We start from the raw sequence: 21,970 nt of genomic DNA, 5'->3' as shown, positions 1-21,970 counted from the left end.
GGGCCGCGGCGGAATGGGCCTGCCGGCGCAGGCCGCGCAGGCCTACGCCACCCACGCCGTGCCAAGCGACACCCGCGGCATGAGCTACGGCAACGGCATCATGCATGTCGGTGGCCGCGGCACCCGCGCCTACCTCCACCACACCGGCGGAATGGTGAGCTTCACCTCGTCCTTCCACGTCGATGTCGCGAGCGGCGTCGGCGCGTTCGCCAGCTCGACGCTCGACGCCTTCTCCGAGTACCGGCCGCGGCTGCTGACGCAGTTCGCGGTCGATGCGCTGACCGACGCTGCTGCCGGCCGGCCCCTTCCTGCTCCGCCCCCGCTCGAGCGGCCGTTCGCGGGTGCCGCGGCCTATCTCGGCACGTATACGGGCCCGATGGGCTCGTTCGAGGTCAGGAGCGGAAGCCCGCTGACTCTCGTCGCCAACGGCGAGGCGGCGGCACTGCAGCCGTGGGGCGGCGACATTTTCCGTACCACCCACCGCTCCTTCCGCGCCTTCAGCCTGATGTTCGAGCGCAGGGGCGGCAACGTCGCCGCGGCGAGCTGGGGCCCGGCGAGCTACGTCCGCGCCGGAAGCATGGCGCAGCTGCCGGCGTCCGACCCGGCGCTCGGCAGGCTCGCCGGGCGCTACGTCAACGACAGCCCGTGGCTCGGGATGATGCATGTCGTCGAGCGCGGCGGCCGGCTGTGGCTCGGCACCGAGGTGCCGATGGAAAAGATCGGCGAGAATCTGTGGCGTGTCGGTTCCGAACGCTGGTCGCCCGAGCGCGCCTCGTTCGGCGATGTGATCGACGGCCGCCCGCAGACCTTCGTCTTCTCGGGCGAGAAGTTCATTCGGCACGACATTTGAGCCGCCGAGCGCAGCGACGCCGATGCGAAGCGTCGCCGGAGGAGCGCGTAGAGCCGGCGAGGCGCGGACGGCCTGCGCACAGCGCGACAGGTCCGACGTCACGCGATTTACTCGCGTGACGGCCTCCACCGCCACCGCTAAGGCGCCGCGCATGGACGTGCTCGAAGCTTCCCCCATCACCCCGGAAATCGTCGCCGAGCATGGGCTCAGCGACGAGGAATATGACCGCATCCTCAAGGCGCTCGGGCGCGAGCCGAACCTCGTGGAGCTCGGCATCTTCTCCGTCATGTGGTCCGAGCATTGCAGCTACAAGAGCTCGCGCGTCCATTTGAAGACCCTGCCGACCGAGGCGCCGTGGGTGATCTGCGGGCCTGGCGAGAATGCCGGGGTGATCGACATCGGCGACGGCGACGCGGCGATCTTCAAGATGGAGAGCCACAACCACCCGAGCTACATCGAGCCCTACCAGGGCGCGGCGACCGGCGTGGGCGGGATCCTGCGCGACGTGTTCACCATGGGCGCACGGCCGATCGCGAACCTCAACGCGCTGCGCTTCGGATCACACGACCATCCCAAGACCCGGCACCTGGTCGCGGGCGTGGTCGCGGGCATTGGCGGCTACGGCAATTGCGTTGGAGTCCCCACCGTCGGCGGCGAGGTCGATTTCGACGCCGCGTACGACGGCAATATCCTCGTCAACGCCATGACCGTCGGCGTCGCCAGGACGGACAAGATTTTCTATTCGGCCGCGGCGGGGATCGGCAATTCGGTGGTCTATGTCGGGTCGAAGACCGGCCGCGACGGAATCCACGGCGCGACCATGGCCTCGACCGACTTCTCCGAAGACAGCGAGGAGAAGCGCCCGACGGTGCAGGTCGGCGACCCGTTCACCGAGAAACTGCTGATCGAGGCCTGCCTCGAGCTGATGGCATCGGACGCGATCGTCGCGATCCAGGACATGGGCGCGGCCGGCCTCACCTCGTCGAGCGTCGAAATGGCGAGCAAGGGCGGCGTCGGAATCCGGCTCGACATGAACCAGGTGCCCTGCCGCGAAACCGGCATGACCCCGTACGAGATGATGCTCTCGGAAAGCCAGGAGCGGATGCTGATGGTGCTCAAGCCCGGCCGCGAGGGCGAGGCCGAGGCGATTTTCCGCAAGTGGGAGCTCGACTTCGCCGTCATCGGCGAGGTCACCGACAGCGGCCGGATGGAGCTGGTGTGGAACGGCGAAACGGTCGCCGACATCCCGCTCGGCCCGCTCGCGGACGAGGCGCCCTGCTACGAACGGCCCTACGCCATCCCCAAAGCGCTGGACCCGCTGACCGACATTCCCGAGAGCCCCGACATCGGGGCGGATTTGATCAAGCTGATGGGCTCGCCGAACCTCGCGAGCCGCCGCTGGATCTGGGAGCAGTATGACCAGCAGGTCGGCGCCGACACCGTGCAGCGCCCCGGCGGCGACGCGGCGGTCGTGCGGGTGCACGGGTCGAACAAGGCGTTGGCGATGACCACGGATTGCACGCCGCGCTATTGCTACGCCGATCCGGTCGAGGGCGGCAAGCAGGCGGTTGCCGAAGCCTGGCGCAATCTCTGCGCCGTCGGCGCGAAGCCGCTCGCCATCACCAACTGCCTCAACTTCGGCAACCCGCAGCGGCCCGAGATCATGGGCCAGTTCGTCGGCTGCCTCAAGGGCATGGCCGAAGCCTGCCGGGCGCTCGACTTCCCGGTCGTGAGCGGCAACGTCTCGCTCTACAACGAGACGAAGAGCGAGGACGGCAGCAGCCTCGCGATCCTTCCGACGCCGGCGATCGGCGGCGTCGGCCTCCTCGACGATTGGCAGAAGAGCGCCACGATCGCGTTCAAGCGCGAAGGCGAAGCGCTGCTTCTGCTCGGCCATTCGACGGGGCACGTCGGCCAGTCGCTGTGGCTTGAGGTCTGCCACGGCCGCAGGGAGGGCGAACCGCCGGCGGTCGATCTCGCGGGCGAGCGGCGGCTCGGCGAGCTTGTCCGCCAGCTGATCGCCGCAGGACTGGTGTCGGCCGTCCACGACATTTCCGACGGCGGGGCGCTCGTCGCGATCGCCGAAATGGCGCTTGCCGGATCGATCGGCGCGCGCCTGAATCTCCCGACCGCGGCCAATCCCGCGGCAATCGTATTCGGCGAAGACCAGGGCCGAATCCTCGTGACCACGAGCGACCCCGACACCGTCGCCGCGCGGGCGAGCGCTTCGAACATCTTCACCGCCCGCGTCGGAGAAACCGGCGGCGCTGCCGTCGAAGGCCCGGGATTCAGCGCGAGCCTCGCCGATCTCCGCACCGCGCACGAAGGCTTCTTCCCCAGGCTGATGGGAAGCGAGCCGACACCGGAGTGCTGAGCGAAAGACTACGCAATCTTGCGTAGTTGCGATTGTTTCGCATTAGCGCTACATAGGCGCACATGATCGTGTGCAACTGCAACCGGATCACTGAAGGCGAAGTTCGCGATGCCGCTCGAGCCGGAGCCACCACGCCCGAGCGCGCCTACGCCACCCTCGATTGCGAGCCGCAGTGCTGCTGCTGTCTCGATTATGCGCAGGAGCTGATCGACGAAGAGCTCGCGAAGCGCCCGAAGCTGCGCGCCGTCGCCTGACTTGACCTGGCCGCCCCGCGCGACGCATGGCCTCTCCGCGACGCGACGGAGACCGGCATGAAGGGCGATCCCAAGGTAATCGAGCTGCTCAACGAGGCGTTGAAGGCCGAGCTGACCGCGATCAACCAGTATTGGCTCCATTACAGGATGCTCGACAATTGGGGCGTGAAGAAGCTCGCCGAGTTCGAGCGCGGCGAATCCATCGACGAGATGAAGCACGCCGACCGATTCGCGGAGCGAATTCTGTTCCTCGACGGCCTGCCCAACTTCCAGGCGCTCGGCCGGCTGCGCATCGGCGAGAATGTCGAGGAAATCCTGAAGGCGGACCTGGAGGCGGAGCTCGAAGCCGTGGCCATGTACCGCGAGGGCGCGCGCTATTGCGAGAGCGTCAACGACTTCGTCAGCCGTGACCTGTTCACCGACGTCCTCGCGACCGAGGAGCATCACGTCGACATGCTCGAGACGCAGTTCGAGCTGATCGCCCGGATGGGCATCCAGAATTACGTCCAGCTCCAGAGCGAGGAAGCGGGAGAGTAACTTCGGCTCCTCCTGTTGCGAACCAATGGGGAGGGGGACCATTCACCGCAGAGTGAATGATGGAGGGGCCGGGCCCTCCGCCAATCGTGCTAGCCCGTGACTGCTAGGAGAAGCTAAATCCGCCCGAAGCCCTGGTTGTTGATTTTGCGGCCGAAACCGCCGGGCGCGGCGCGGGTCATGAGCGGGTTGGTGGCCTTGTCGAACAGCTCGATCGTCTGATCGAACAGCCGCCGAAGCTCGACGACTTCAGGCACCAGTTCGTCGGGGAAGCGGTGAGTCTCGATGCAGAATCGCGCGGTTGACTCGATCAGCTCGGCGATCTTCGCCAGCGGCTCGGCGCCGAGCTGGCGGGCCTCGCCTTTCAGCGTATGCGCCGGGATCACCAGCGCCGCCGCATTCTGCTGGTGCATCGCCATTTCGATCTGAGAGATCGACTTGACGCCGTCTTCCTTGAAATAGCTGAGGATCCGAATGAAGCCCGGCCCGAGCTCGGAGCGGCTCTTCTCGAAGTGCGCCCAGTCGACGATGTCCCGCGCCTCGTCGGTCACTCCAAGCTCCTCGAGCGCCGGTTGCCTCCGGCGGTGGTCCCACGTTCCCGAATAGGTCCGAAAGTGTAAAATTCTCCTTAGCGGCGCCCCTGATCTCTGGCGCGGTCGAAGGGATTGCTGCGGCCGCGGAAATCGAGACGGAGCGGCACAGGGCCGAGGCCGAGGTCGCGCCGCATCGCATTGAGGAGGTAGCGGCGGTAGCTTTCCGGCAGCTCCTCGAGCCGGTTGCCGAACACGACGAAGCTCGGCGGGCGCGTCTTCACCTGGGTGATGTAGCGCAGCTTGATCCGCTTGCCCTTGGGCGCGGGCGGCGGGTTCGCTTCGATCGCAGCCTCGAACCAGCGGTTGAGCTCGCCGGTCGAAACGCGGCTACTCCAGGCGTCCCGAAGCTCGAACGCGACCTTGAGGATCGTATCGATCCCCTTGCCGGTCTTCGCCGAAACCGTGAGCAAAGGCACGTCGCGAAGCTGCGCCAGCCCCTCGCTGAGCGCCTCCTTGATGCCGTTGAATAGCGACGAAGCATGTTCGGCAACGTCCCACTTGTTGACGGCGATGATCAGCGCGCGCCCTTCCTCGATGACCTGGCTGGCGATCCTGAGGTCCTGCGATTCCAGGCCGCGCGTGGCGTCGAGCAGAAGGACGACGACCTCGGCATAATCGAGCGCGCGCTTGGTGTCCGCGGCGGAAAGATGCTCGAGCTTGTCGTCGATTTTCGCTCGTTTCCTGAGCCCCGCGGTGTCGACGAGGCGGACGGCCCTGCCCTCCCATTCCCAGTCGAGGCTGATCGAATCGCGGGTGATCCCGGCCTCCGGGCCGGTGATCATTCGCTCCTGCCCAAGCATGGTGTTGACCAAAGTCGACTTGCCCGCGTTGGGCCGCCCGACGATCGCGAGCTTCAGTGGGCCATCGTCGGGGGCACTCTCTTCTTTTTCGGGGACTGTCCCTCGCTCTACGTGGGGCCGAAGCGCTTCGAACAGGTCTGCGACGCCCTCGCCATGCTCGGCACTGAGCGCGATCGGGTCGCCGAGGCCGAGTCGGAAGGCCTCGAAGATCCCGCTTTCGGCGGCGCGGCCCTCGGCCTTGTTCGCGACCAGGATGACGGGCGTGCTCTCCGCCCGGAGCCAGCGCCCGATTTCCTCGTCGAGCGGGGTCAGGCCCTCGCGCGCATCGACCAGGAACAGGGCCGCGTCGGCATCGCGGACCGCGGCCTCGGTCTGGGCGCGCATGCGCCCCGGGAGCGAGTGCGGGTCCTCGTCCTCGAAGCCGGCGGTGTCGATCACCCGGAAGTCCAGCCCGAGCAGCCGCGCCTCGCCTTCGCGCCGGTCACGGGTCACGCCGGGACGGTCGTCGACCAGCGCCAGGCGCTTGCCGACGAGGCGGTTGAACAGGGTCGATTTGCCGACGTTGGGCCGGCCGACGATCGCGACGGTCGGAAGAGGCATGAACGCCCTGTACCCCTGCGAAGGCAGGGGTCCAGCCCTAAAGAAGAAAGAGGCTGGGCTCCTGCCTTCGCAGGAGTACAGCCATCACCGATAAGCGTGCAGCTTCGCCGCGTCGTCGAGCACGTACAAAGTCGAGCCCGCGACCACCGGCGGCAGGCTGACACGGTCTCCGACGCTGAACTGGGATTGGAAATTGCCCGTTGCCGGGTCGACCTGGATGACCTGTCCACTCGCGGAGGTTAGGATCAGCCGGTTACCGGCGAGCACCGGTCCCGAATATTCGATGTCGCCCTTCTTCGCCTTGGGCTTTTCGAACTGCGGCAATTGGTTGATCCAGCGGATGTGGCCGTTCTGGCGGTAGATGCACAGCAGCCTGGCCTCGCTGGTCACCACGAACACCCAGTCGCCGGCGACCCACGGGGTCGCGATTCCGGCGATGTTGAGCTCCCACAGCCGCTGGCCCGAATTGAGATCGAGCGCGACCATGCGCCCGCCGGCGCCGATCGCGAACACCTGGCCGTTGTCGATGACCGGGTCGGCGTCGATGTCGGACAGCGACGAGACGCTGGTGCGGATGCTGGTGCGCTGCAGCTGATCCTGCCACACCTGCCGGCCGTTCTCGTAGCGGTAGGCGTTAAGCTCACCCGACGAAAAGCCGGCGACCACGGTGCCCTGCCCGACGGCCGGCGACGCCGCGCCGAAGATCCCGGCAATCTCGAGCGAAGCGGGCTGCGACCAGTTGGTCGACCCGTCCTCCGCCTTGAGCGAATATATCTGGTTATCCTGGCTGATGACGTAGACCGCTCCGTTGGACACGGTCGGCGCGCCGCGCAGCGGCCCGCCGGGCCGGACCTGCCACAGGATGCCGCCGTTCTGCTCGCTCAGCGCGGCGACATAGCCGAGGCCGTTGCTGGCGAAGATCCGGCCGTTGTCGTAAGCGATCCCGCCGCCGTAAAGCGACGCTTCATTGCCCTTGATGTCGGGCGTCTGGCTCGCCCAGATCTGCGACCCCGTGCGGGCATCGAAGGCACGCACCGCGCCGAGCGTATCGATCGTGTAGACGCGGCCGTTGGCGACGATCGGAGGCGCGGCGAGCCGCGCGGTCAGGCTGCTGCCGCGCCCCGCCTGGACGGTAAACGCCGGCGCGAGCGCCCTGCCGAGCGCGAGATGGCCCATCGAGTTGCTCGCATTGCCGCCCGATTCCGCCCATGCCGCATTCTCGACCGGCGCGGGAAGGTTGAACGGCAGCGCTTGGGTCGCCGGGTCGATCTGCGCATCGTTCTCCGAGGTGAGCACGGCGATGCGTTCCCCGAGCACCGGGGTCTTGACCTTGCCCTTCTTGAAGATCCCGCAGCCGCTCGACGCGAGCGCGGCCGCGATCAGCAGCGCGATGCGAATGTTCCTGGATCTGATCATTCTTGTCCTACTGGGCCTGTGGTCCGAGGGCGGCGCTGGCGTCGGCGCCGAGAGTTCCGGCGATCTGGATCGCGCGATCGCGAAGCGACTGCGGGACGCTCTTGTCCTTGGCGATGGTCGCGAACAGCTCCCCCGCTTCCTTCTTCTTGCCCTGTTTGACCAGCGCGAGCGCGGTCATCTCGCCGGCTGAACCGAACCACGGATTTCCCGCCTGGGTGAGCGGCTTCAGCCTGGCGATGACCTGCTCCGGCTGGAGCTGGTCGAACTCGAGCGCCGTCCGGCGCAGCAGGGCTGCGCTGCGATAGGAGTCGGGAAGCGAGCTGTCCTCGCCGATCTTCTTGTAGGTGGCGATCGCGAGCTTCGGGTCGTTCTGCTGTAGCGCGAACGCGGCGCGCGTGAACAGCGCCGTCGCGCGCACCGCTTCGCTCGAGCTGTGCGACAGATCGTCGAGCTGCTGCGGCACCTTCGCGGTGTTGCCGGAGCTAATGTCCTTGTAGATCGCGGCGATCTGCTCGACATGCTTCTCGGCGAGCGCGACGCGGTGCTGCTGGTACCAGATGAACCCGCCCGACGCGGCAAGGAACAGGATCAGCGCGACGACGAGCCAGCCGGCGTTGTCCTTGACGAAATCGTTCATCCGGTCGCGACGGAGATTCTCGTCGACTTCCTTGATGAAGGTTTCGCTGATGTCCGGGGGCTGCGCCAAAGACGTTCCTTAAGTCCGCTTTACTCGGGGGTCCTCTTGCCGGTCGCTCCTCTTCCCCACCCGGGATGAACGGAAGCTGGCGGCGGCTCGTCTAGCGGCTATGACGCGAAAGGCAAAGCCCCTCGCCCTCCCTCCTCAGGGCGACGGCTTCGGCCGGTAGGTCTGGTCGGCCGTCGGGAAGGTACGCGCCCGGACTTCCTCCGCATAGGCGCGCGCGGCTTCGCCGATGCGGGCCGCGAGATCGTCGTAGCGCTTCACGAAGCGCGGCGTGCGCTCGAACATTCCGAGCATGTCGTCGATCACCAGCACCTGGCCGTCGCAATCGGCCGATGCGCCGATGCCGATCACCGGCGGCGCGACGCTCCTCGCCACCGCGGTTGCGATCTGCTCCATCACGCCTTCGACGACGATGCAGAATGCGCCGGCATCGGCGACCGCCTTGGCATCGGCGATGATCTTTTGGGCCTCATGCTCCTCTCGGCCCCGGGCTCCGTAGCCGCCGAGCACGTTCACCGCCTGCGGGGTCAGGCCGACATGGCCGATGACCGGCACGCCGCGCTTGGTCAGCAGGTCGATCGTCGGCGCCATCGCCTCGCCGCCTTCGAGCTTCACCGCGGCGCATCCGGTCTCCTTCATGATCCGCGCGGCGGATTCGAAGGCCTGTACGGGCGAAGCCTCGTAGCTTCCGAACGGCATGTCGACCGCGACCAGCGCGTGCCAGCTTCCGCGCACCACCGCCGCGCCGTGCGCGCACATCATCTCGAGCGTGACGGGGATGGTCGACGGAAGCCCGTAGATCACCTGCCCCAGGCTGTCGCCCACCAGCAGCATGTCGCAGTGCGGATCGAGCAGCTGCGCCATGCGCATCGTATAGGCGGTCAGCATCACGATCGGCTGCTCGGTGCGCAGTCCATCCTCGCCGGCGATCTTGCGCGCCCGGATCGACGGCGCGGTCGTCCGCTTGCCCGGGACCGGCGACGGTGTGGCGCGGCTGGTGCCGGTATCCATGGTGAAAGTCGACATGGCGCGACTTCTAGTCGCGAGCCGAGGGCGCCGCCAGTGCGGCTGCGCTACTTGTCGCCGCCCAGCCGCTCTTCCCAGCCGGCGCCCTGGGCGAGCGAGATCGAGTCGAGCACCGCCGTGCTCTGATCGCGAAGGATGGTGAAGGCGCGGCGGATGGCGCAGGTCGCCTCGTCGTGGCAATCGCCGCACGGGGCGTAGAAATTGACGCTTGCGCAGGAAACCAGCGCGATCGGTCCCTCCATCGTCCGCACGACCTCCCCGAACGAGATCTGCTCCGGCGGGCGCGAGAGCCTGTAGCCGCCCTTCGGGCCGCGCGCGCTCTTCACCAGCCCGGCCTTCTTGAGGTCGAGCATGATGAGCTCGAGATATTTCGGCGGGACCCGCTGCGTCTCCGCGATCCGCGCGAGCTGGACAGGCGCGCCGCCCTGCTCCTCCGCCAGGAAAAGCAGCGAACGAAGCGCGTAACGGGTCTTCTGTGCGATCATCCCTCACCGGAGCCTAGCCGCCTGCCCGGCTCGACGCAAAGCGTTCGGCAGTGCAGCCCATGAACAAGCTTTAATGGCCCTGAAACGGCGCGGAGACTCGCCCCCGCATATCAGCTCCTCACCGGCGCCCCCGGGCGCCGATACGAGGAGGCTCGAATGAAAAGACTGATCAGCTCGATCGCGGCGCTGGCGATGATTGCCACGCCCGCGATCGCAGTGGCGAAAGCGTCGCCCTCGACCAAGACGGTGACCACCAAGTCGCCGACCGAAAAGGCGACCACGACGGTGTCGACCAAGGGCAATACCACGACGGCGAAGACGACCGTCATCAGGAACGCGGCCGGCAAGCATCATGCGGGCAAGAGCCACGCGACAGCGATGCACAAGACCGCCTCGGCCAGGAAGAAGGCTTCGGCGCCCGCCACCAAATAGCTTCGACCGGACCTCCGCACGGCGCTTCCGGCCAGACTCCCTCCCCGGCGCCGTGCGGAGCGGCTATGGTGACCGAACGAAACGCGACGGAGCCAAGCGCGATGGGCCGCAAGATTCTGCTGGTCGAGGACGATCGCGAGACCGCGTCCTACCTCGCGAAAGGGCTCACGCAGGAAGGGCACAGCGTCGAGCAGGCGGACAACGGCCAGGACGGGCTGTTCCGCGCTACCGACGGCAGCTTCGACCTCATCGTCCTCGACCGCATGCTCCCCGTCCTCGACGGCCTCTCCGTGCTTCGCGCGCTGCGCGCGGCGGGCATCGAAACTCCGGTCCTGGTCCTCTCGGCCCTCGCCTCCGTGGGAGACCGGATCGAGGGACTCGAATGCGGCTCCGACGATTATCTCGTGAAACCCTTTTCGTTCGCCGAGCTCAACGCGCGCGTGAATGCGCTGCTGCGCAGGCGCGAATCCCGCGTCGGCCAGCCCGATCACCGGCTGAGCGTCGGGGATCTCGAGATCGATCCGCTTTCGCGGACGGTGAAACGCGCCGGGCGCAAGCTCGACCTCAAACCGCGCGAATATCTCCTGCTCGAATATTTCGCGCGCAACGAAGGCCGCGTCGTCACCCGGACCATGCTGCTCGAGCAGGTCTGGGACTATCATTTCGATCCCGGGACCAACGTCATCGACGTCCATGTCAGCCGCCTTCGGCGAAAGCTCGACGAAGGCTTTGAGAAGCCGCTGCTCCAGACCGTGAGAGGCGCGGGCTACATGCTGACCGCTTGACGCGGTACAGGCACCGCGTGCCGACTACCCTCAGGATCGCGCTGCTCGCGGGATTGCTCGCATTGCTCTCGAGCCTGGCGGTGATCGGCTTCATCTACGTGCGCACGCACGACGAGGCGGTGGCCAGCCTGCACCGCCAGGTCGCCGAGCAGTCGAGGGTCCTGACCGACGTCTATCGCAGCGGCGGCAAGCCGGCGCTCGACCAGGCCATCGCCGACACCCTGACCTACGCCGACCCGCAGACCGCTGTCGCGCTGCTCGACGGCCGCGGACGGCAGCTCGCGGGCAATCTTGCCGGACCGCTGCCGGCCGAAGCGCTGCAGGAAGGATTTCGCAACGCGATCATCCGTCTCAGCGGTCAACCGACCCCACACCAGGCGCAGATCGTCCTCAGGCGATTGAGCGGCGGTCAGTGGCTGGTCAGCGGCCGCCTCGTCGGCGAGGGGCTCGCATTCCGCGCAACGCTCGAGCGCTCGCTGCTGCTGTCGCTGATCGTCGCGGCCCTGCTCGGCCTTCTGTGCGGTGTCGTGCTCGCCCATTATGTGTCGCGCCGGATCGCCAATATCTCCGCGGTCGCGGACCGCATCGGCGCCCGCGACCTCAGCCAGCGCGTGCCGTTGTCGGGCGCGGGCGATTCGTTCGACCGCCTGGGGCAGCAGATCAATGCGATGCTCGACCGAATCAGCACGCTGATGGAGGAACTTCGGCTGCTGACGGATTCGCTCGCGCACGATTTGCGCTCCCCGGCAAGCCGCCTGCGCGCCGCGGCGCAAGCCGCCGCTTCCGCGACCGATCCCGCGGAGCAGGAGGAGTTGCTGGCCAGCGTGGTGCGCAATGCCGATGCGCTGATCCGGATTCTCACGACCGTCCTCGAGATCAGCCGCTCGGAGGCGCTGACGAGCCGCAACCAGTTCGCCTGGTTCGACGTGCGCGAGCTGGCCGCGGAGCTTGCCGAAATGTACGACCCGCTGGCGGACGAAAGGGGCGCCACCCTGCGGTTCGAACGGCCCGACGCGGCGGTTCCGCTGTTCGGCCATCGCCAGCTGCTCGCCCAGGCGCTCAGCAACCTGCTCGAAAATGCAGTGCGTTACGGCGCGGTAGGCCGGGAAATCGTGGTTCGCGTCATTCCCGTCGACAAAGGCGTCCGTATCCAGGTCGCCGACCGCGGGCCTGGAATCCCGCAGGACCGACGCGAGGAAGCGCTGCGCCGCTTCGGGCGCCTCGATTCCAGCCGCTCCGACGAAGGTGCCGGGCTCGGGCTCGCGCTCGTCCAGTCGATTGCCCATCTCCACGGCGGCCAGCTGCTGCTGGACGACAACCGCCCGGGCCTTCTCACGACACTTCAACTCCCGGCTCAGCCGCCGCGCTGAACGCACCTGCGGCTGCGTTCAGCCACGCAGAGCGCCGCCCGGACGCGCATCCGAACACTGGTGCCGTTCGTTGAGTCCCGCAAGGGCCAACGCCCCGAAATTCAACGAGCAAAGGAGGATTGGACATGGCGCACGGCTATCTTGGCGACGGCTACGGAACCCATGGCGAGATCGACCCCGACCGCGAAAGCGACAGCGATCGCGGCCGAATGCAGCGCGGCGACGACAATCGAGTTCGCGGCTGGCGCGAAGCCCGCGATCGGGATGATCGCGGCGTGGGCCGCGGGTTCGCGTTCGCCGGAGATCGCAACGATCCCTCCGAGCGCAGCTGGCAACAAGATCGGGAGCAACGCTGGCCGCAGGACCGCTGGCCCGAGCAGCGCGGCCGCGCCGACAGCTACAATCGCCAGGCGCAGGACTGGTCAGGCCAGCACCGCCCCAGCGCCCACCCGGACGACCATTACCGCAGCTGGCGCGAGCGGCACATGAGCGAGCTCGACCGCGATTACGAGGAATATTGCCGCGAGTGCGAACAGCAGTTCCATCGCGATTTCGACAACTGGCGCCAGAACCGCGGGCAACGCGACAACGGAACGAAGGCGACCGCCGCCGACGCCGGCGAGCTCGAGCTGACGCACGAGCGCGCGCTCGCCGACGACGCTAACACGCCGAGCCCGATCGACGCCGCGACGCTGGGCACCAACAATTCGGCGAACACGATCATCGGCCGCGGCAACAAGCAGCGTTAAGGAACCTGCATTCCAGCCCTCTCCCGCTTGCGGGAGAGGGTGGATCGGCGCGAGCAGCGGGGGTGAGGGCCCTAGCCCTCGATGATCACGTCGGACCCGACCCTGGTCAGCTTGTAGAGCTTCTCGGCGAATTTCATCGGCATCCGGATGCAGCCGTGGCTCGCAGGGTAGCCGGGGTTCGCGCCGCCGTGCATCGCGATTCCATATTCGTCGATGCGCTCCATCCACGGCATCGGCGCGTTGTCGTATTTCTTCGACCGGTAGAACGGTCTTTTCTCGAGGATTTTCCATTCGCCGAGCGGCGTGATGTGACCCTTCTTCGCGGTCGATACGCTTGCTGCGCCGACCAGCCGCTCGCCCTTGTAGGCGTAGGCCATCTGCGTCAGCCGGTCGATGACCACGCGCGCGTCCCCGTCGGCGGGGACCGCGCTCGCCCACAGATATTCGCCCGGCTTGAGGCCGACGCGGCCGAAGGCGGCGACCATGTCCTTGTGCGCCTTCGGTGCGTTGCCGAGCGTCCACAGGTACGGCACCTCGGCGACCGGCTTGGGCGCGTGCGGCGCCTGGGCGATTTGCGGAGCCGGTGTTCTCGAGCAGCCGGCCAGCAAGGCCACGGCTGCCGCTGCGATCGTCCACTTCTTCATCGTCGCCACGCCCACGCTGAATATGCGGCTGCCTGAACAGCCCAACGCGCAGTCAGCGTCAATCCTGTGGTAAACAGCAGGTTAGCGGTTAACCGCTCATTCCCACTCGATCGTGCCCGGCGGCTTCGAGGTATAATCGTAGACGACGCGGTTGATGCCGTTGACTTCGTTGACGATCCGCGTCGCGACGCGGCTCAGGAACTCGGGCGCGAAGGGATAGATGTCGGCCGTCATCCCGTCGACGCTGGTCACCGCCCGAAGCGCGCAGACGTAGTCGTAGGTCCGGTAATCGCCCATCACGCCGACCGTGCGCACCGGCAGCAGCACCGCGAACGCCTGCCAGATCGCGTCGTACAGGCCGGCGTTGCGGATCTCCTCGAGGTAGATCGAATCGGCCTTCCTCAGGATGTCGCACTTCTCGCGCGTGACCTCGCCGGGGATCCGGATGGCGAGGCCCGGTCCCGGGAAGGGGTGGCGCTGGACGAAGGCTTCGGGCAGCCCGAGCTCGCGCCCGAGCGCCCGAACCTCGTCCTTGAACAATTCGCGCAGCGGTTCGACCAGCTTCATGTTCATCCGCTCGGGCAGACCGCCGACATTGTGGTGGCTCTTGATCGTCACCGACGGTCCGCCGGTGAAGCTGACGCTCTCGATCACGTCGGGGTAGAGCGTGCCCTGCGCGAGGAAGTCGGCGCCGCCGATCTTCGTCGCCTCGGCCTCGAACACGTTGATGAACTCGGAGCCGATGAACTTGCGCTTCTTCTCGGGGTCCGTGACCCCCGCGAGGCCGCCGAGGAAATCGTCGCTCGCATCGACGTGCACCAGCGGGATGTTGTAGCTGCCCCGGAACAGGCTCACGACCTGCTCCGCCTCGCCAAGCCGCATCAGGCCGTGGTCGACGAATACGCAGGTCAGCTGTTCCCCGATCGCTTCGTGGATCAGCACCGCGGCGACCGCGCTGTCGACCCCGCCCGAGAGCCCGCAAATCACGCGCCCGTCACCGACCTGCTCGCGAATGTCCGCGATCTTGGCGTCGCGGAAGCTGGCCATGGTCCAGTCGCCGCTGCAGCCGCACACGTGGCGCACGAAATTGGCGAGCAGCTTGCCGCCGTCGGGCGTGTGGACGACTTCGGGGTGGAACATCAGGCTGTAGCGCTTTGCGTCTTCGTCCGTCGCGATGGCGAACGGCGCGCCTTCGGACGCGGCAACGACCTCGAACCCCGGCGCGAGCGTCTCCACCCGGTCGCCGTGGCTCATCCACACCTGGTGCTTCTCGCCGACCTCCCACAAGCCATCGAACAAGGCGCTCGGCGCGACGATCTCGATGAACGCGCGGCCGAACTCGCGCTGGTCGGAGGAGACGACCGTGCCGCCGAGCTGCTGGTGAAGCGTCTGCTGGCCGTAGCAGATGCCGAGCAGCGGAACGCCGCTGTCGAACAGCAGCTGCGGCGCGCGCGGGCTCTCCGCTTCCATCACCGACGCCGGCCCGCCCGAGAAGATGACTCCCTTCGGCTGGAGCCGCTCGAACGCTTCCGCGGCCGCGTTGAACGGCGCGATCTCGCAATAGACCCCCGCCTCGCGCACCCGCCGCGCGATCAGCTGCGTGACCTGGCTTCCGAAGTCGACGACGAGGATGGAGTGGGTAGGCTGGACCGTCATGGCGCGCGGATAGAGCTTCTCGCGCGAGAGTAAAGTTGCGTGGCCGCGAGCAGCAGCCCGACGGCACTTGAAGTCGGGCCGTGCTTTGGGCAGCAATGGCGCTGCCCGACCGATCGACTCGCAGGGGGAACGCTGATGATCTCGCGCAATCTCGCCATCCTGTCCGCGCTTCTTCTCACCGGCGCCTGCAACCGTGCCGGCCCGGATTCCGCACAGGCCGATGCAAACCCGGGTGCCATCGCCAAGCTATCCGTCGAACGCGGCCAGTATCTCGCTTCGATCATGGACTGCAGCGGCTGCCACAACATCGGCTCGTTCAGTCCCAAGCCGGAGGAAGGTCATCTCCAGGGCGGGACGATCGGCTTCGAAGTTCCGGGAATGGGCGTCTTCTACCCGCCCAATCTCACCCCGCATCCCGACGCCGGCATCGGCAAGTGGAGCGAACGGGACATCGTCACCGCGGTTCGTACCGGCCGCCGGCCGGATGGCCGCATCCTGTCGCCGGCCATGCCCTGGCACGCATATTCGCACCTGACGGACGAGGACGCGGCGGCGCTGGCCGCTTATCTCAAATCGCTCCCGCCCTCGCCGCACGTGGTGCCGGGGCCGTCGAGCAAGGAAATGGCACCACAGCCGTACCTGACGGTGGCACCTCCGGCCAAAGCGCCGGCGCAAGCCCCCGCGGCCTAAGGCGAGGATCCGCCCGCCAGGGGCCCGGACCGACGGACCGTACCCGTCTGTCCCGCTGCCCCTGGCGAGGCGTCGGCCGCGAGCGCTAGTAGCGCTGGTAGCCGTACTGGGAATAATCCTCCGTCCACGGCGTGTAGCCGTCATTCTGGTACGAACCGCCGTAGGTCCGCTGCGCGGCATTGACGTCGATGTCGACGATCGCGCCGCGGAAGTCGGTGCGGCAGCTCCACACCAGGTCGGGCTGCGCCTGCGCCTGGCCGTAACCGTAGGCGTAACCGCCATAGCGGCCGCTGCTCGCGACTCCGCGGACCACCAGGCCGCCATTTTCGCGCTGCTCGACCCGGCTGATGCCGAGCACCCGGCCGCCGCCATAGCCCTGCGCCTGCCCGTAGCCATATTGCTGCCCGTAGGCCCCGCCGTAGCCGTACTGCTGATTGTAGCCGTACTGGCCGAAGCCGCCGCCGAGCCGCGCCTGGACGGCGTTGGCGCACTGGCTGATGACCGCCTGCCGGTTCACGCCCGGCGAATAGGGGTTCATGCCGTACGGAACGCCCGGGGCATAGGGTGCGGTCGGCGCGTACGGACTGCCGTAACCCGGATAATATTGCGCCGCCGCGGGTGCGGCGCCGGCCAGCGCGGCAATCGCGACGCCGCCTGCCAACAACTTCGTGATCGCCTTCATGGCCTGACTCCTCAACTCGACCCGCCGGCCAAACGCACGGCGGCCTGTATCGGCTAGTCTCATTACGCCGCTGCACCGGTTCTGAACCGGTCGTTGGCTGCCGTTCACCAGCTTCGTCAGTGACTTATCCGGCCGCAGGACCGACGCTCTCCCATTGCCTCAGGCGCCGCTCGCGGTTCCACAGCTCCATCGCGCGCCCATCGCTCCAGCGCACGGCGAGCGCGAGCGCCGCGCCATCGTCCGCCGCCTCGAACTCGCGGAAATGGTCGATGTGGCCGCTGAAGCGGTCGAAATAGTAGAGGCGATAGTAAGACATCCCCCCGCCATCCCCCGAATGTGGCGCAGCCCTTGTATCACTTATCCACCGGGCGCGAGACTAACGAACGATTAGGCACGAGCGTTTACTGGCCCAACGTCAGAGCCCCTTTACATCGGCGAGGCTGAAGTCACTCGCCCAGATCGAGCCCGGTGAAATGACCGAGGAACGCCAGTACGTCGGACGCTTCCTCGATGATCTTGCTGGTGGGTTTGCCCGAGCCGTGGCCGGCGCGGGTCTCGATCCGGATCAGGTGCGGCGCGCCGCCCGGGTCGGCCGCCTGCAGCGCGGCGGTATATTTGAAGCTATGCCCGGGGACGACGCGGTCGTCGGTGTCGGCGGTCGTCACCAGTACCGGCGGATAGTGAACGCCGGGCTTGATGTTGTGATAGGGCGAATAGGCGAGCAAAGTCCTGAAGTCGGCTTCCTTCGACGGATAGCCGTAGTCGTCGACCCAGTAGCGGCCGGCGGTGAACTGGTCGAAGCGCAGCATGTCCATGACCCCGACCGCCGCGTGCGCGGCATCGATGAGGTCCGGCCGCTGGTTGACGACCGCGCCGACCAGCAGCCCGCCGTTCGACCCGCCTTCGATCGCCAACCCGTCCGGCGAAGTGATGCCTGTCTTCTTCAGATATTCGCCCGCGGCGATAAAATCGTCGAACACGTTCTGCTTGTGCTCGAGCCGCCCGGCGTCGTGCCATGCCTTGCCATATTCGCCGCCGCCGCGGATGTTCGCGACCGCATAGGCGCCGCCCTTCTCGAGCCACGCGAGCCGCGTAGCCGAATAGCTCGGCGTCAGCGAAACATCGAACCCGCCGTAACCGTAAAGCAAGGTCGGCGCGGGGCCGGTGACGCTCGCCTTGCGGACGACGAACATCGGCACGCGGGTGCCGTCCTTCGAGGTGTAGAATCGCTGCTCGACCTTATAGTCGTCGGGGTTGAAGGCGAGCTTCGGCGCCGCCCAGACGCTCTCCTCGCCGGTCGCGACATTGTAGCGGTAGACGGTCGTCGGACGGTTGAAGCTGGCAAAGGCGAAGAAGGTTTCCGGATCGTCGAACTCGCCGCCGAACCCTCCCGCGGTGCCGATGCCCGGAAGCTCGACCTTGCGCGTCAGCGCACCCGCCGGCGAATAGACCCGGACCTCGGTCTTGGCGTCCGCAAGATAGGAAGCAACGAGCTTGCCGCCGACCAGGCTCGCGCCGTCGAGGGTCGCTTCGTCTTCCGGAATGACGGTCTTCGCCTTCGGATTCGACTGCGCGACGTCGAGCGTCACGATCCTTTGCTTGGGCGCGCCGTCGTCGGTGATGAAATAGAAGCTCGACCCGCGGTTTCCGACGTAGCTGTAATTATGCTCGAAGCCGGGGACGAGCACGCGCGGCTTCGCCTTGGGGTTCTTGAGGTCGACAAGCGTCACTTCGTAGCGCGGGTCGGTTCCACTCGACGAACTGATCACGAGCCAGCGGCCATCGTCGCTGACCTCGGCAGTGTTGTTGAGCTCGGGCTTGTTCGGCGTCGCGAACATCAGCCTGTCCGCCGACTGCGCGGTGCCGAGCTTGTGGAAATAGATTTGCTGGTTTTCGTTGAGGGACTGGTACTTGGCGCCCTTCGGCTCGGCGAAGCGCGAGTAATAAAAGCCGCTTCCGTCCTTGGCCCAGCTGAGGCCGGAAAATTTCACCCATTTGATTTCGTCGGCCAGGTCCTTGCCGGTCGTGACGTCGCGGACCTTGAGCGTGCGCCAGTCGGTGCCGCCGTCCTGGATCGCATAAAGGAGCTTCGTGCCCTGCTCGTTGGGCTGCCATTCGGCGAGCGCCGTCGCGCCGTCCTTCGACCACGGATTGGGGTCGATCAGCACGCGCCCTTCGCCGTCGACCTTGTCGCGCACGAACAGGACCGACTGGTTCTGCAAGCCCGTATTGTGCGTGTAGAAGTAGCGTCCGCCCTTCTTGTCGGGCGCGGCGAAGCGTTCGTAATTGTAGAGCTCGGTGATGCGTTGCTCAAGCGCCTTGCGCCCGGGCAGGGTCGACAGGAACGCGTTGGTGACGTTGTTCTCGGAATCGACCCAGTTCTTGACCTCGGCGTCGGTGCGGACGTCGTTCTCGAGCCAGCGGTACGGGTCGGCGATCTTCACCCCGAAATGGTCCTCGACCACGTCGCCGCGGCGGCTGACCGGATAGGCCAAGCTTGGCTGCGCAGCATTGGCCGTCGCATCGAGGCCGATCCTCGCAGGGGGTGGCGGCGTCTGCGCCGCAAATGCATCGCTACTCACGAGCCCCGAAGTGGCGAGCAACGAGACGACAAACAACCTCCGGCGCATGAAAACTCCCTCCCCGAAAAACAAAAGGCGCGGCTGCCCGCTAGCAGCCGCGCCCGTTGTTTCTCAAGGATGTGTTCGACGAACGGTCAGGCCGCTTCGAACTCTTCCTCGCTCATCACCGGACCCGAGTCCTGGCCCTTGGCCGAGACGTCTCGGTCGACCAGTTCGATGACCGCGATCGGCGCCGCGTCCGACATGCGGATGCCGGCCTTGATGACGCGCGTGTAGCCGCCCTCGCGGCTCGCGTAGCGGGGTGCAAGCACGTCGAACAGCTTGGCGAGCTGGGTCTCGTCCATCAGCCGCGACTGGGCGAGCCGGCGGTTCGACAGGCCGCCGTGCTTGGCGAGCGTGATCAGCTTCTCGACATAGGGGCGAAGCTCCTTCGCCTTGGCGAGGGTGGTGGTGATCTGCTCGTGCTTGATGAGCGCGGCCGCCATGTTGCGGAACAAGGCTGCACGGTGGCTCGAGGTGCGCTGAAGCTTACGTCCGCCAACACGATGGCGCATGGGTCATTCCTTTCGTTCGTCGGGGTCCCGTACGAGGTAGACCCGGCCACGCAGCTCTTGGGGCGGCTGCGCTCTGCCCAAATGGAAACGGCGAGCTCAGCAGCCCGCCGGACGCCGAACCCTCAAGCGGAAATCCGGCGGCTAGTCAAGAAGACGATCGGTCGTCCGGCTTCCGTGCACCATGCCGCGATCGCAAAATCGTCACGTGGTCGCCGTCGACACGGTAACGCAGAACGTAGGGTAGAACGATCGTCATTTCGCGGCGACCGCCGCCAATATCCCGCCCACGCTCCGAAAACTCGGCGAGGCTTTCGCCCAAGTCGAGCAATCGCTCGGCAAGACGTACGGCAGCAGCCTCATTGAAGCATGCGACATATGCAACGATGCTTTCCAGGTTCTCGACCGCTGCATCGGTCCACACCACTCGCCGCAAGCTAATCGCCGACTTTGGGCCTGGGCAGCCGCTCGCCTGAAATCCAAGCCTTCAGCCATCGCATCACTGCTTCGTTGCTGATCAAGCGTCCCTCGCGAACATCCGCTTCTGCGCGTGCTTCGGACGCAGCTTCCGCTTCCGGATCGTCGAAGATCGACCGCTCATGCTTCATGGACGGCTCCATATCATCACTCATGCCGTCCGCGCCACGTGCTCGCGGCAAGCCGTACCACCAGCGGCGACAGCCCGCGATGGCTCGAGGCGTGGTAGACCGAGCCGCTTTCCAGCTCGCTGCACAGCCGCCGGTGCGCCTCCCCGAGCGCGTGATAGGGCAGGCCCGGAAGCAGGTGGTGCAGCGCGTGGTAGCGCAGGCCCACCGGCGCCCACAGCGCAGGCAGCGTGCCCGGCGGAGGGACGTTGACGCTGTCGAGGAACTGCGCCGTGACGCTCATCGGCTCGCCGTCATTCTCCCACAGATGCGCGACCAGCGTGCGCACCTGGTTGAGGAACATCACTCCCGCGGACACGCCGAGAAAGATCAGGAAGGCGCGCAGCGGGATCACGCCGGTCGCGACCATCGCCAAGAGCGCGATCGCCCACACGCTCGCCGCCGCCTCCTGCCACGCCCAGTCGCGCGCGAACTCGCCTTCGGGCTTCGGACGAACGAACTTCGGATTGATTTGCAGGCCGGAGTAGCGGCCGACAACGACGCTCCGAAGCCTCGGCGACAGCAGCGACAGCGGGGCAAGGATTCCGAAACGGATCAGCATCCCGAACGGCGCCAGCGCGGCGGCGATAAGGAACAGCGGCAGAGTCCACGGGTGCATCAGCGCCAGCGGAAGATATTCGGGGTCGTCGACGGTACCGTAATAGCGCTTGGCGTGGTGCTGGTTGTGCACCCCTTCGTACATGAAGCTCGGCACCAGCAGCGGCACGCCGACGATCAGGTTCCACGTGAAGCGGAAGCCTTTGACGGCGCCTTTCTTGATGTGGGTCAGCTCGTGGATGAAAGAACCGGCGCGGTACAGCGCGAGCACCGCGACCAGCCCGCAACCGACCGCCAGCCACGCCGGCCGCAAGGCCATCGCCGCGAACAGCGCCGCATAGCCGAGCAGCGCCGAGCCGAGCATGTCGGCCCAATAAATCCGCGCGTTCGGCACGTTGAGGTCGCGCGTCAGCTTCGCGGCCGCCTTGAGCATCGCCGCGTCGTCCAGCGCGCGCGCCGGTTCGCGCTGCGCGGGGGCAGCGACGCTGGTGCGCTCGAGGATGACGGCTTCGCTCATGATTGTCTTGGCTTTGTCAGGAGATAGTGGCGCCAATTGGGCGTTCCAACCTTAACCGGCGCTTGAGAGTGAACCTTAGATCCGTCGCACCCGCGGTACTCCAGGCGCGGTCAACACCAGCTCGCTCAGCGCCCACACCATCGCGTCGGCGCGGTCCGGCGACCCGTCGCCGACGAATCCGTGCGCCGTCAGCGCGCACAGCTCGTCCTCGAGTTCGGGGAAGCAGCCCGCCAGCAGGCACCGCCCCGCCTCGAACGCGGCCGCCACCGGCTCCGCGCGGGCGCCCTTGCCGCGGCCCGCGTGCACCAGCCGCAGCGGCAACGCCGGCGCGACCGTCTTCAGCACCGCGTCCACCATTTCCCCGCCATTGTTGGCTTCCGCGATCACCCGGTCCGCGGCCCAGCTCTCCGCCGCCGCCGCGACGCGCCGCGCCCAGCCTTCGGGCCGCAACCCGCTGACGCTGCAATCCGCCAGC

25 protein-coding genes are annotated in these 21,970 nt (G+C 66.9%); 9 read left to right on the top strand and 16 right to left on the bottom strand.

Translation table 11 applies throughout. The annotated features are described in order from the left end of the window. The 4 genes from GH737_RS15165 to bfr all read left to right on the top strand — a co-directional run. Nucleotides 1-850, top strand: an 850-nt coding sequence (locus GH737_RS15165) for a hypothetical protein (RefSeq protein WP_196232995.1), incomplete at its 5' end; no start/stop codon positions are given. Nucleotides 851-1,001: 151 nt separating this feature from the next. Then, the gene (gene purL, locus GH737_RS05290) at nucleotides 1,002-3,224 is read left to right on the top strand and encodes a phosphoribosylformylglycinamidine synthase subunit PurL (protein WP_155263811.1); all 2,223 of its coding nucleotides are present in this window, start codon (nucleotides 1,002-1,004) and stop codon (nucleotides 3,222-3,224) included. Between the two features lie 62 nt (nucleotides 3,225-3,286). Continuing rightward, nucleotides 3,287-3,478: a (2Fe-2S)-binding protein gene (locus tag GH737_RS05285; RefSeq protein ID WP_155263810.1), complete on the top strand. Its 192-nt coding sequence runs from the start codon at nucleotides 3,287-3,289 to the stop codon at nucleotides 3,476-3,478. A 57-nt stretch (nucleotides 3,479-3,535) separates the two neighbouring features. Then, nucleotides 3,536-4,015 carry a bacterioferritin gene (gene bfr / locus GH737_RS05280; RefSeq protein ID WP_155263809.1) on the top strand — a complete coding sequence of 160 codons (480 nt, stop codon included), beginning with the start codon at nucleotides 3,536-3,538 and terminating at the stop codon, nucleotides 4,013-4,015. Nucleotides 4,016-4,128: 113 nt separating this feature from the next. Here the strand turns inward: bfr and GH737_RS05275 are convergent, their stop codons facing one another. From GH737_RS05275 to GH737_RS05250, 6 genes are all read right to left on the bottom strand, one after another. Then, nucleotides 4,129-4,563: an Hpt domain-containing protein gene (locus GH737_RS05275; protein WP_196232994.1), complete on the bottom strand. Its 435-nt coding sequence runs from the start codon at nucleotides 4,561-4,563 to the stop codon at nucleotides 4,129-4,131. Nucleotides 4,564-4,640: 77 nt separating this feature from the next. Next, nucleotides 4,641-6,005 carry a ribosome biogenesis GTPase Der gene (gene der, locus GH737_RS05270; RefSeq protein WP_155263808.1) on the bottom strand — a complete coding sequence of 455 codons (1,365 nt, stop codon included), beginning with the start codon at nucleotides 6,003-6,005 and terminating at the stop codon, nucleotides 4,641-4,643. A gap of 84 nt (nucleotides 6,006-6,089) precedes the next feature. Then, the gene (locus GH737_RS05265) at nucleotides 6,090-7,421 is read right to left on the bottom strand and encodes a PQQ-like beta-propeller repeat protein (RefSeq protein WP_155263807.1); all 1,332 of its coding nucleotides are present in this window, start codon (nucleotides 7,419-7,421) and stop codon (nucleotides 6,090-6,092) included. A gap of 7 nt (nucleotides 7,422-7,428) precedes the next feature. Beyond that, a complete protein-coding gene (locus GH737_RS05260) occupies nucleotides 7,429-8,127 on the bottom strand; it encodes a tetratricopeptide repeat protein (RefSeq protein WP_155263806.1) in 699 nt (232 codons plus the stop codon). 135 nt (nucleotides 8,128-8,262) lie between these two features. Then, entirely contained in the window at nucleotides 8,263-9,150 is an 888-nt protein-coding gene (panB, locus tag GH737_RS05255; RefSeq protein ID WP_155263805.1) for a 3-methyl-2-oxobutanoate hydroxymethyltransferase, read from the bottom strand. A 47-nt stretch (nucleotides 9,151-9,197) separates the two neighbouring features. Then, the gene (locus GH737_RS05250) at nucleotides 9,198-9,635 is read right to left on the bottom strand and encodes an RrF2 family transcriptional regulator (RefSeq protein WP_155263804.1); all 438 of its coding nucleotides are present in this window, start codon (nucleotides 9,633-9,635) and stop codon (nucleotides 9,198-9,200) included. A 156-nt stretch (nucleotides 9,636-9,791) separates the two neighbouring features. Here GH737_RS05250 and GH737_RS05245 point away from each other — a divergent pair, with 156 nt between their 5' ends. From GH737_RS05245 to GH737_RS05230, 4 genes are all read left to right on the top strand, one after another. Then, a complete protein-coding gene (locus GH737_RS05245; RefSeq protein WP_155263803.1) occupies nucleotides 9,792-10,067 on the top strand; it encodes a hypothetical protein in 276 nt (91 codons plus the stop codon). A 101-nt stretch (nucleotides 10,068-10,168) separates the two neighbouring features. After that, nucleotides 10,169-10,852, top strand: coding sequence for a response regulator transcription factor (locus GH737_RS05240; protein ID WP_155263802.1), 684 nt, complete (start codon nucleotides 10,169-10,171; stop codon nucleotides 10,850-10,852). Continuing rightward, nucleotides 10,849-12,222 carry a sensor histidine kinase gene (locus tag GH737_RS05235; protein WP_155263801.1) on the top strand — a complete coding sequence of 458 codons (1,374 nt, stop codon included), beginning with the start codon at nucleotides 10,849-10,851 and terminating at the stop codon, nucleotides 12,220-12,222. The genes GH737_RS05240 and GH737_RS05235 overlap by 4 nt, the downstream gene beginning before the upstream one ends. A 125-nt stretch (nucleotides 12,223-12,347) precedes the next feature. Continuing rightward, the gene (locus GH737_RS05230) at nucleotides 12,348-12,971 is read left to right on the top strand and encodes a hypothetical protein (RefSeq protein ID WP_155263800.1); all 624 of its coding nucleotides are present in this window, start codon (nucleotides 12,348-12,350) and stop codon (nucleotides 12,969-12,971) included. A 71-nt stretch (nucleotides 12,972-13,042) separates the two neighbouring features. Here GH737_RS05230 and GH737_RS05225 read toward each other — a convergent pair whose 3' ends face one another. Both GH737_RS05225 and guaA read right to left on the bottom strand, forming a co-directional pair. After that, entirely contained in the window at nucleotides 13,043-13,615 is a 573-nt protein-coding gene (locus GH737_RS05225; RefSeq protein WP_230558638.1) for a L,D-transpeptidase family protein, read from the bottom strand. A gap of 96 nt (nucleotides 13,616-13,711) precedes the next feature. Then, on the bottom strand, nucleotides 13,712-15,271 hold the full coding sequence (gene guaA / locus GH737_RS05220) for a glutamine-hydrolyzing GMP synthase (RefSeq protein ID WP_155263799.1): 1,560 nt from the start codon (nucleotides 15,269-15,271) through the stop codon (nucleotides 13,712-13,714). 135 nt (nucleotides 15,272-15,406) lie between these two features. Between guaA and GH737_RS05215 the strand changes: the two genes are divergently transcribed. Beyond that, a complete protein-coding gene (locus tag GH737_RS05215) occupies nucleotides 15,407-15,961 on the top strand; it encodes a c-type cytochrome (RefSeq protein ID WP_155263798.1) in 555 nt (184 codons plus the stop codon). Nucleotides 15,962-16,046: 85 nt separating this feature from the next. Here GH737_RS05215 and GH737_RS05210 read toward each other — a convergent pair whose 3' ends face one another. The 8 genes from GH737_RS05210 to GH737_RS05180 form a co-directional block, all read right to left on the bottom strand. Next, on the bottom strand, nucleotides 16,047-16,643 hold the full coding sequence (locus GH737_RS05210) for a hypothetical protein (protein ID WP_155263797.1): 597 nt from the start codon (nucleotides 16,641-16,643) through the stop codon (nucleotides 16,047-16,049). A gap of 124 nt (nucleotides 16,644-16,767) precedes the next feature. Next, nucleotides 16,768-16,959, bottom strand: a complete 192-nt coding sequence (locus GH737_RS05205) for a hypothetical protein (RefSeq protein WP_155263796.1) — start codon at nucleotides 16,957-16,959, stop codon at nucleotides 16,768-16,770. A 130-nt stretch (nucleotides 16,960-17,089) separates the two neighbouring features. Next, nucleotides 17,090-19,273, bottom strand: coding sequence for a prolyl oligopeptidase family serine peptidase (locus GH737_RS05200; RefSeq protein WP_155263795.1), 2,184 nt, complete (start codon nucleotides 19,271-19,273; stop codon nucleotides 17,090-17,092). Between the two features lie 86 nt (nucleotides 19,274-19,359). Continuing rightward, nucleotides 19,360-19,779, bottom strand: coding sequence for a 50S ribosomal protein L17 (rplQ, locus tag GH737_RS05195; RefSeq protein WP_155263794.1), 420 nt, complete (start codon nucleotides 19,777-19,779; stop codon nucleotides 19,360-19,362). A gap of 145 nt (nucleotides 19,780-19,924) precedes the next feature. Next, nucleotides 19,925-20,203, bottom strand: coding sequence for a type II toxin-antitoxin system RelE/ParE family toxin (locus GH737_RS05190; RefSeq protein ID WP_230558637.1), 279 nt, complete (start codon nucleotides 20,201-20,203; stop codon nucleotides 19,925-19,927). 10 nt (nucleotides 20,204-20,213) lie between these two features. Then, a complete protein-coding gene (locus tag GH737_RS15160; RefSeq protein ID WP_196232993.1) occupies nucleotides 20,214-20,384 on the bottom strand; it encodes a CopG family transcriptional regulator in 171 nt (56 codons plus the stop codon). A 16-nt stretch (nucleotides 20,385-20,400) separates the two neighbouring features. Beyond that, a complete protein-coding gene (locus tag GH737_RS05185; RefSeq protein WP_155263792.1) occupies nucleotides 20,401-21,495 on the bottom strand; it encodes a fatty acid desaturase family protein in 1,095 nt (364 codons plus the stop codon). Nucleotides 21,496-21,570: 75 nt separating this feature from the next. Beyond that, the coding region (locus GH737_RS05180) for a DNA-packaging protein (protein WP_196232992.1) at nucleotides 21,571-21,970 on the bottom strand (400 nt) is incomplete at its 5' end.

This window comes from Sphingomonas segetis, from assembly GCF_009720245.1.
GTDB lineage: Bacteria > Pseudomonadota > Alphaproteobacteria > Sphingomonadales > Sphingomonadaceae > Sphingomicrobium > Sphingomicrobium segetis.
The sequence above is the reverse complement of the archived record's forward strand: the minus strand, read 5'-3'. Positions and strand labels throughout refer to the sequence as shown.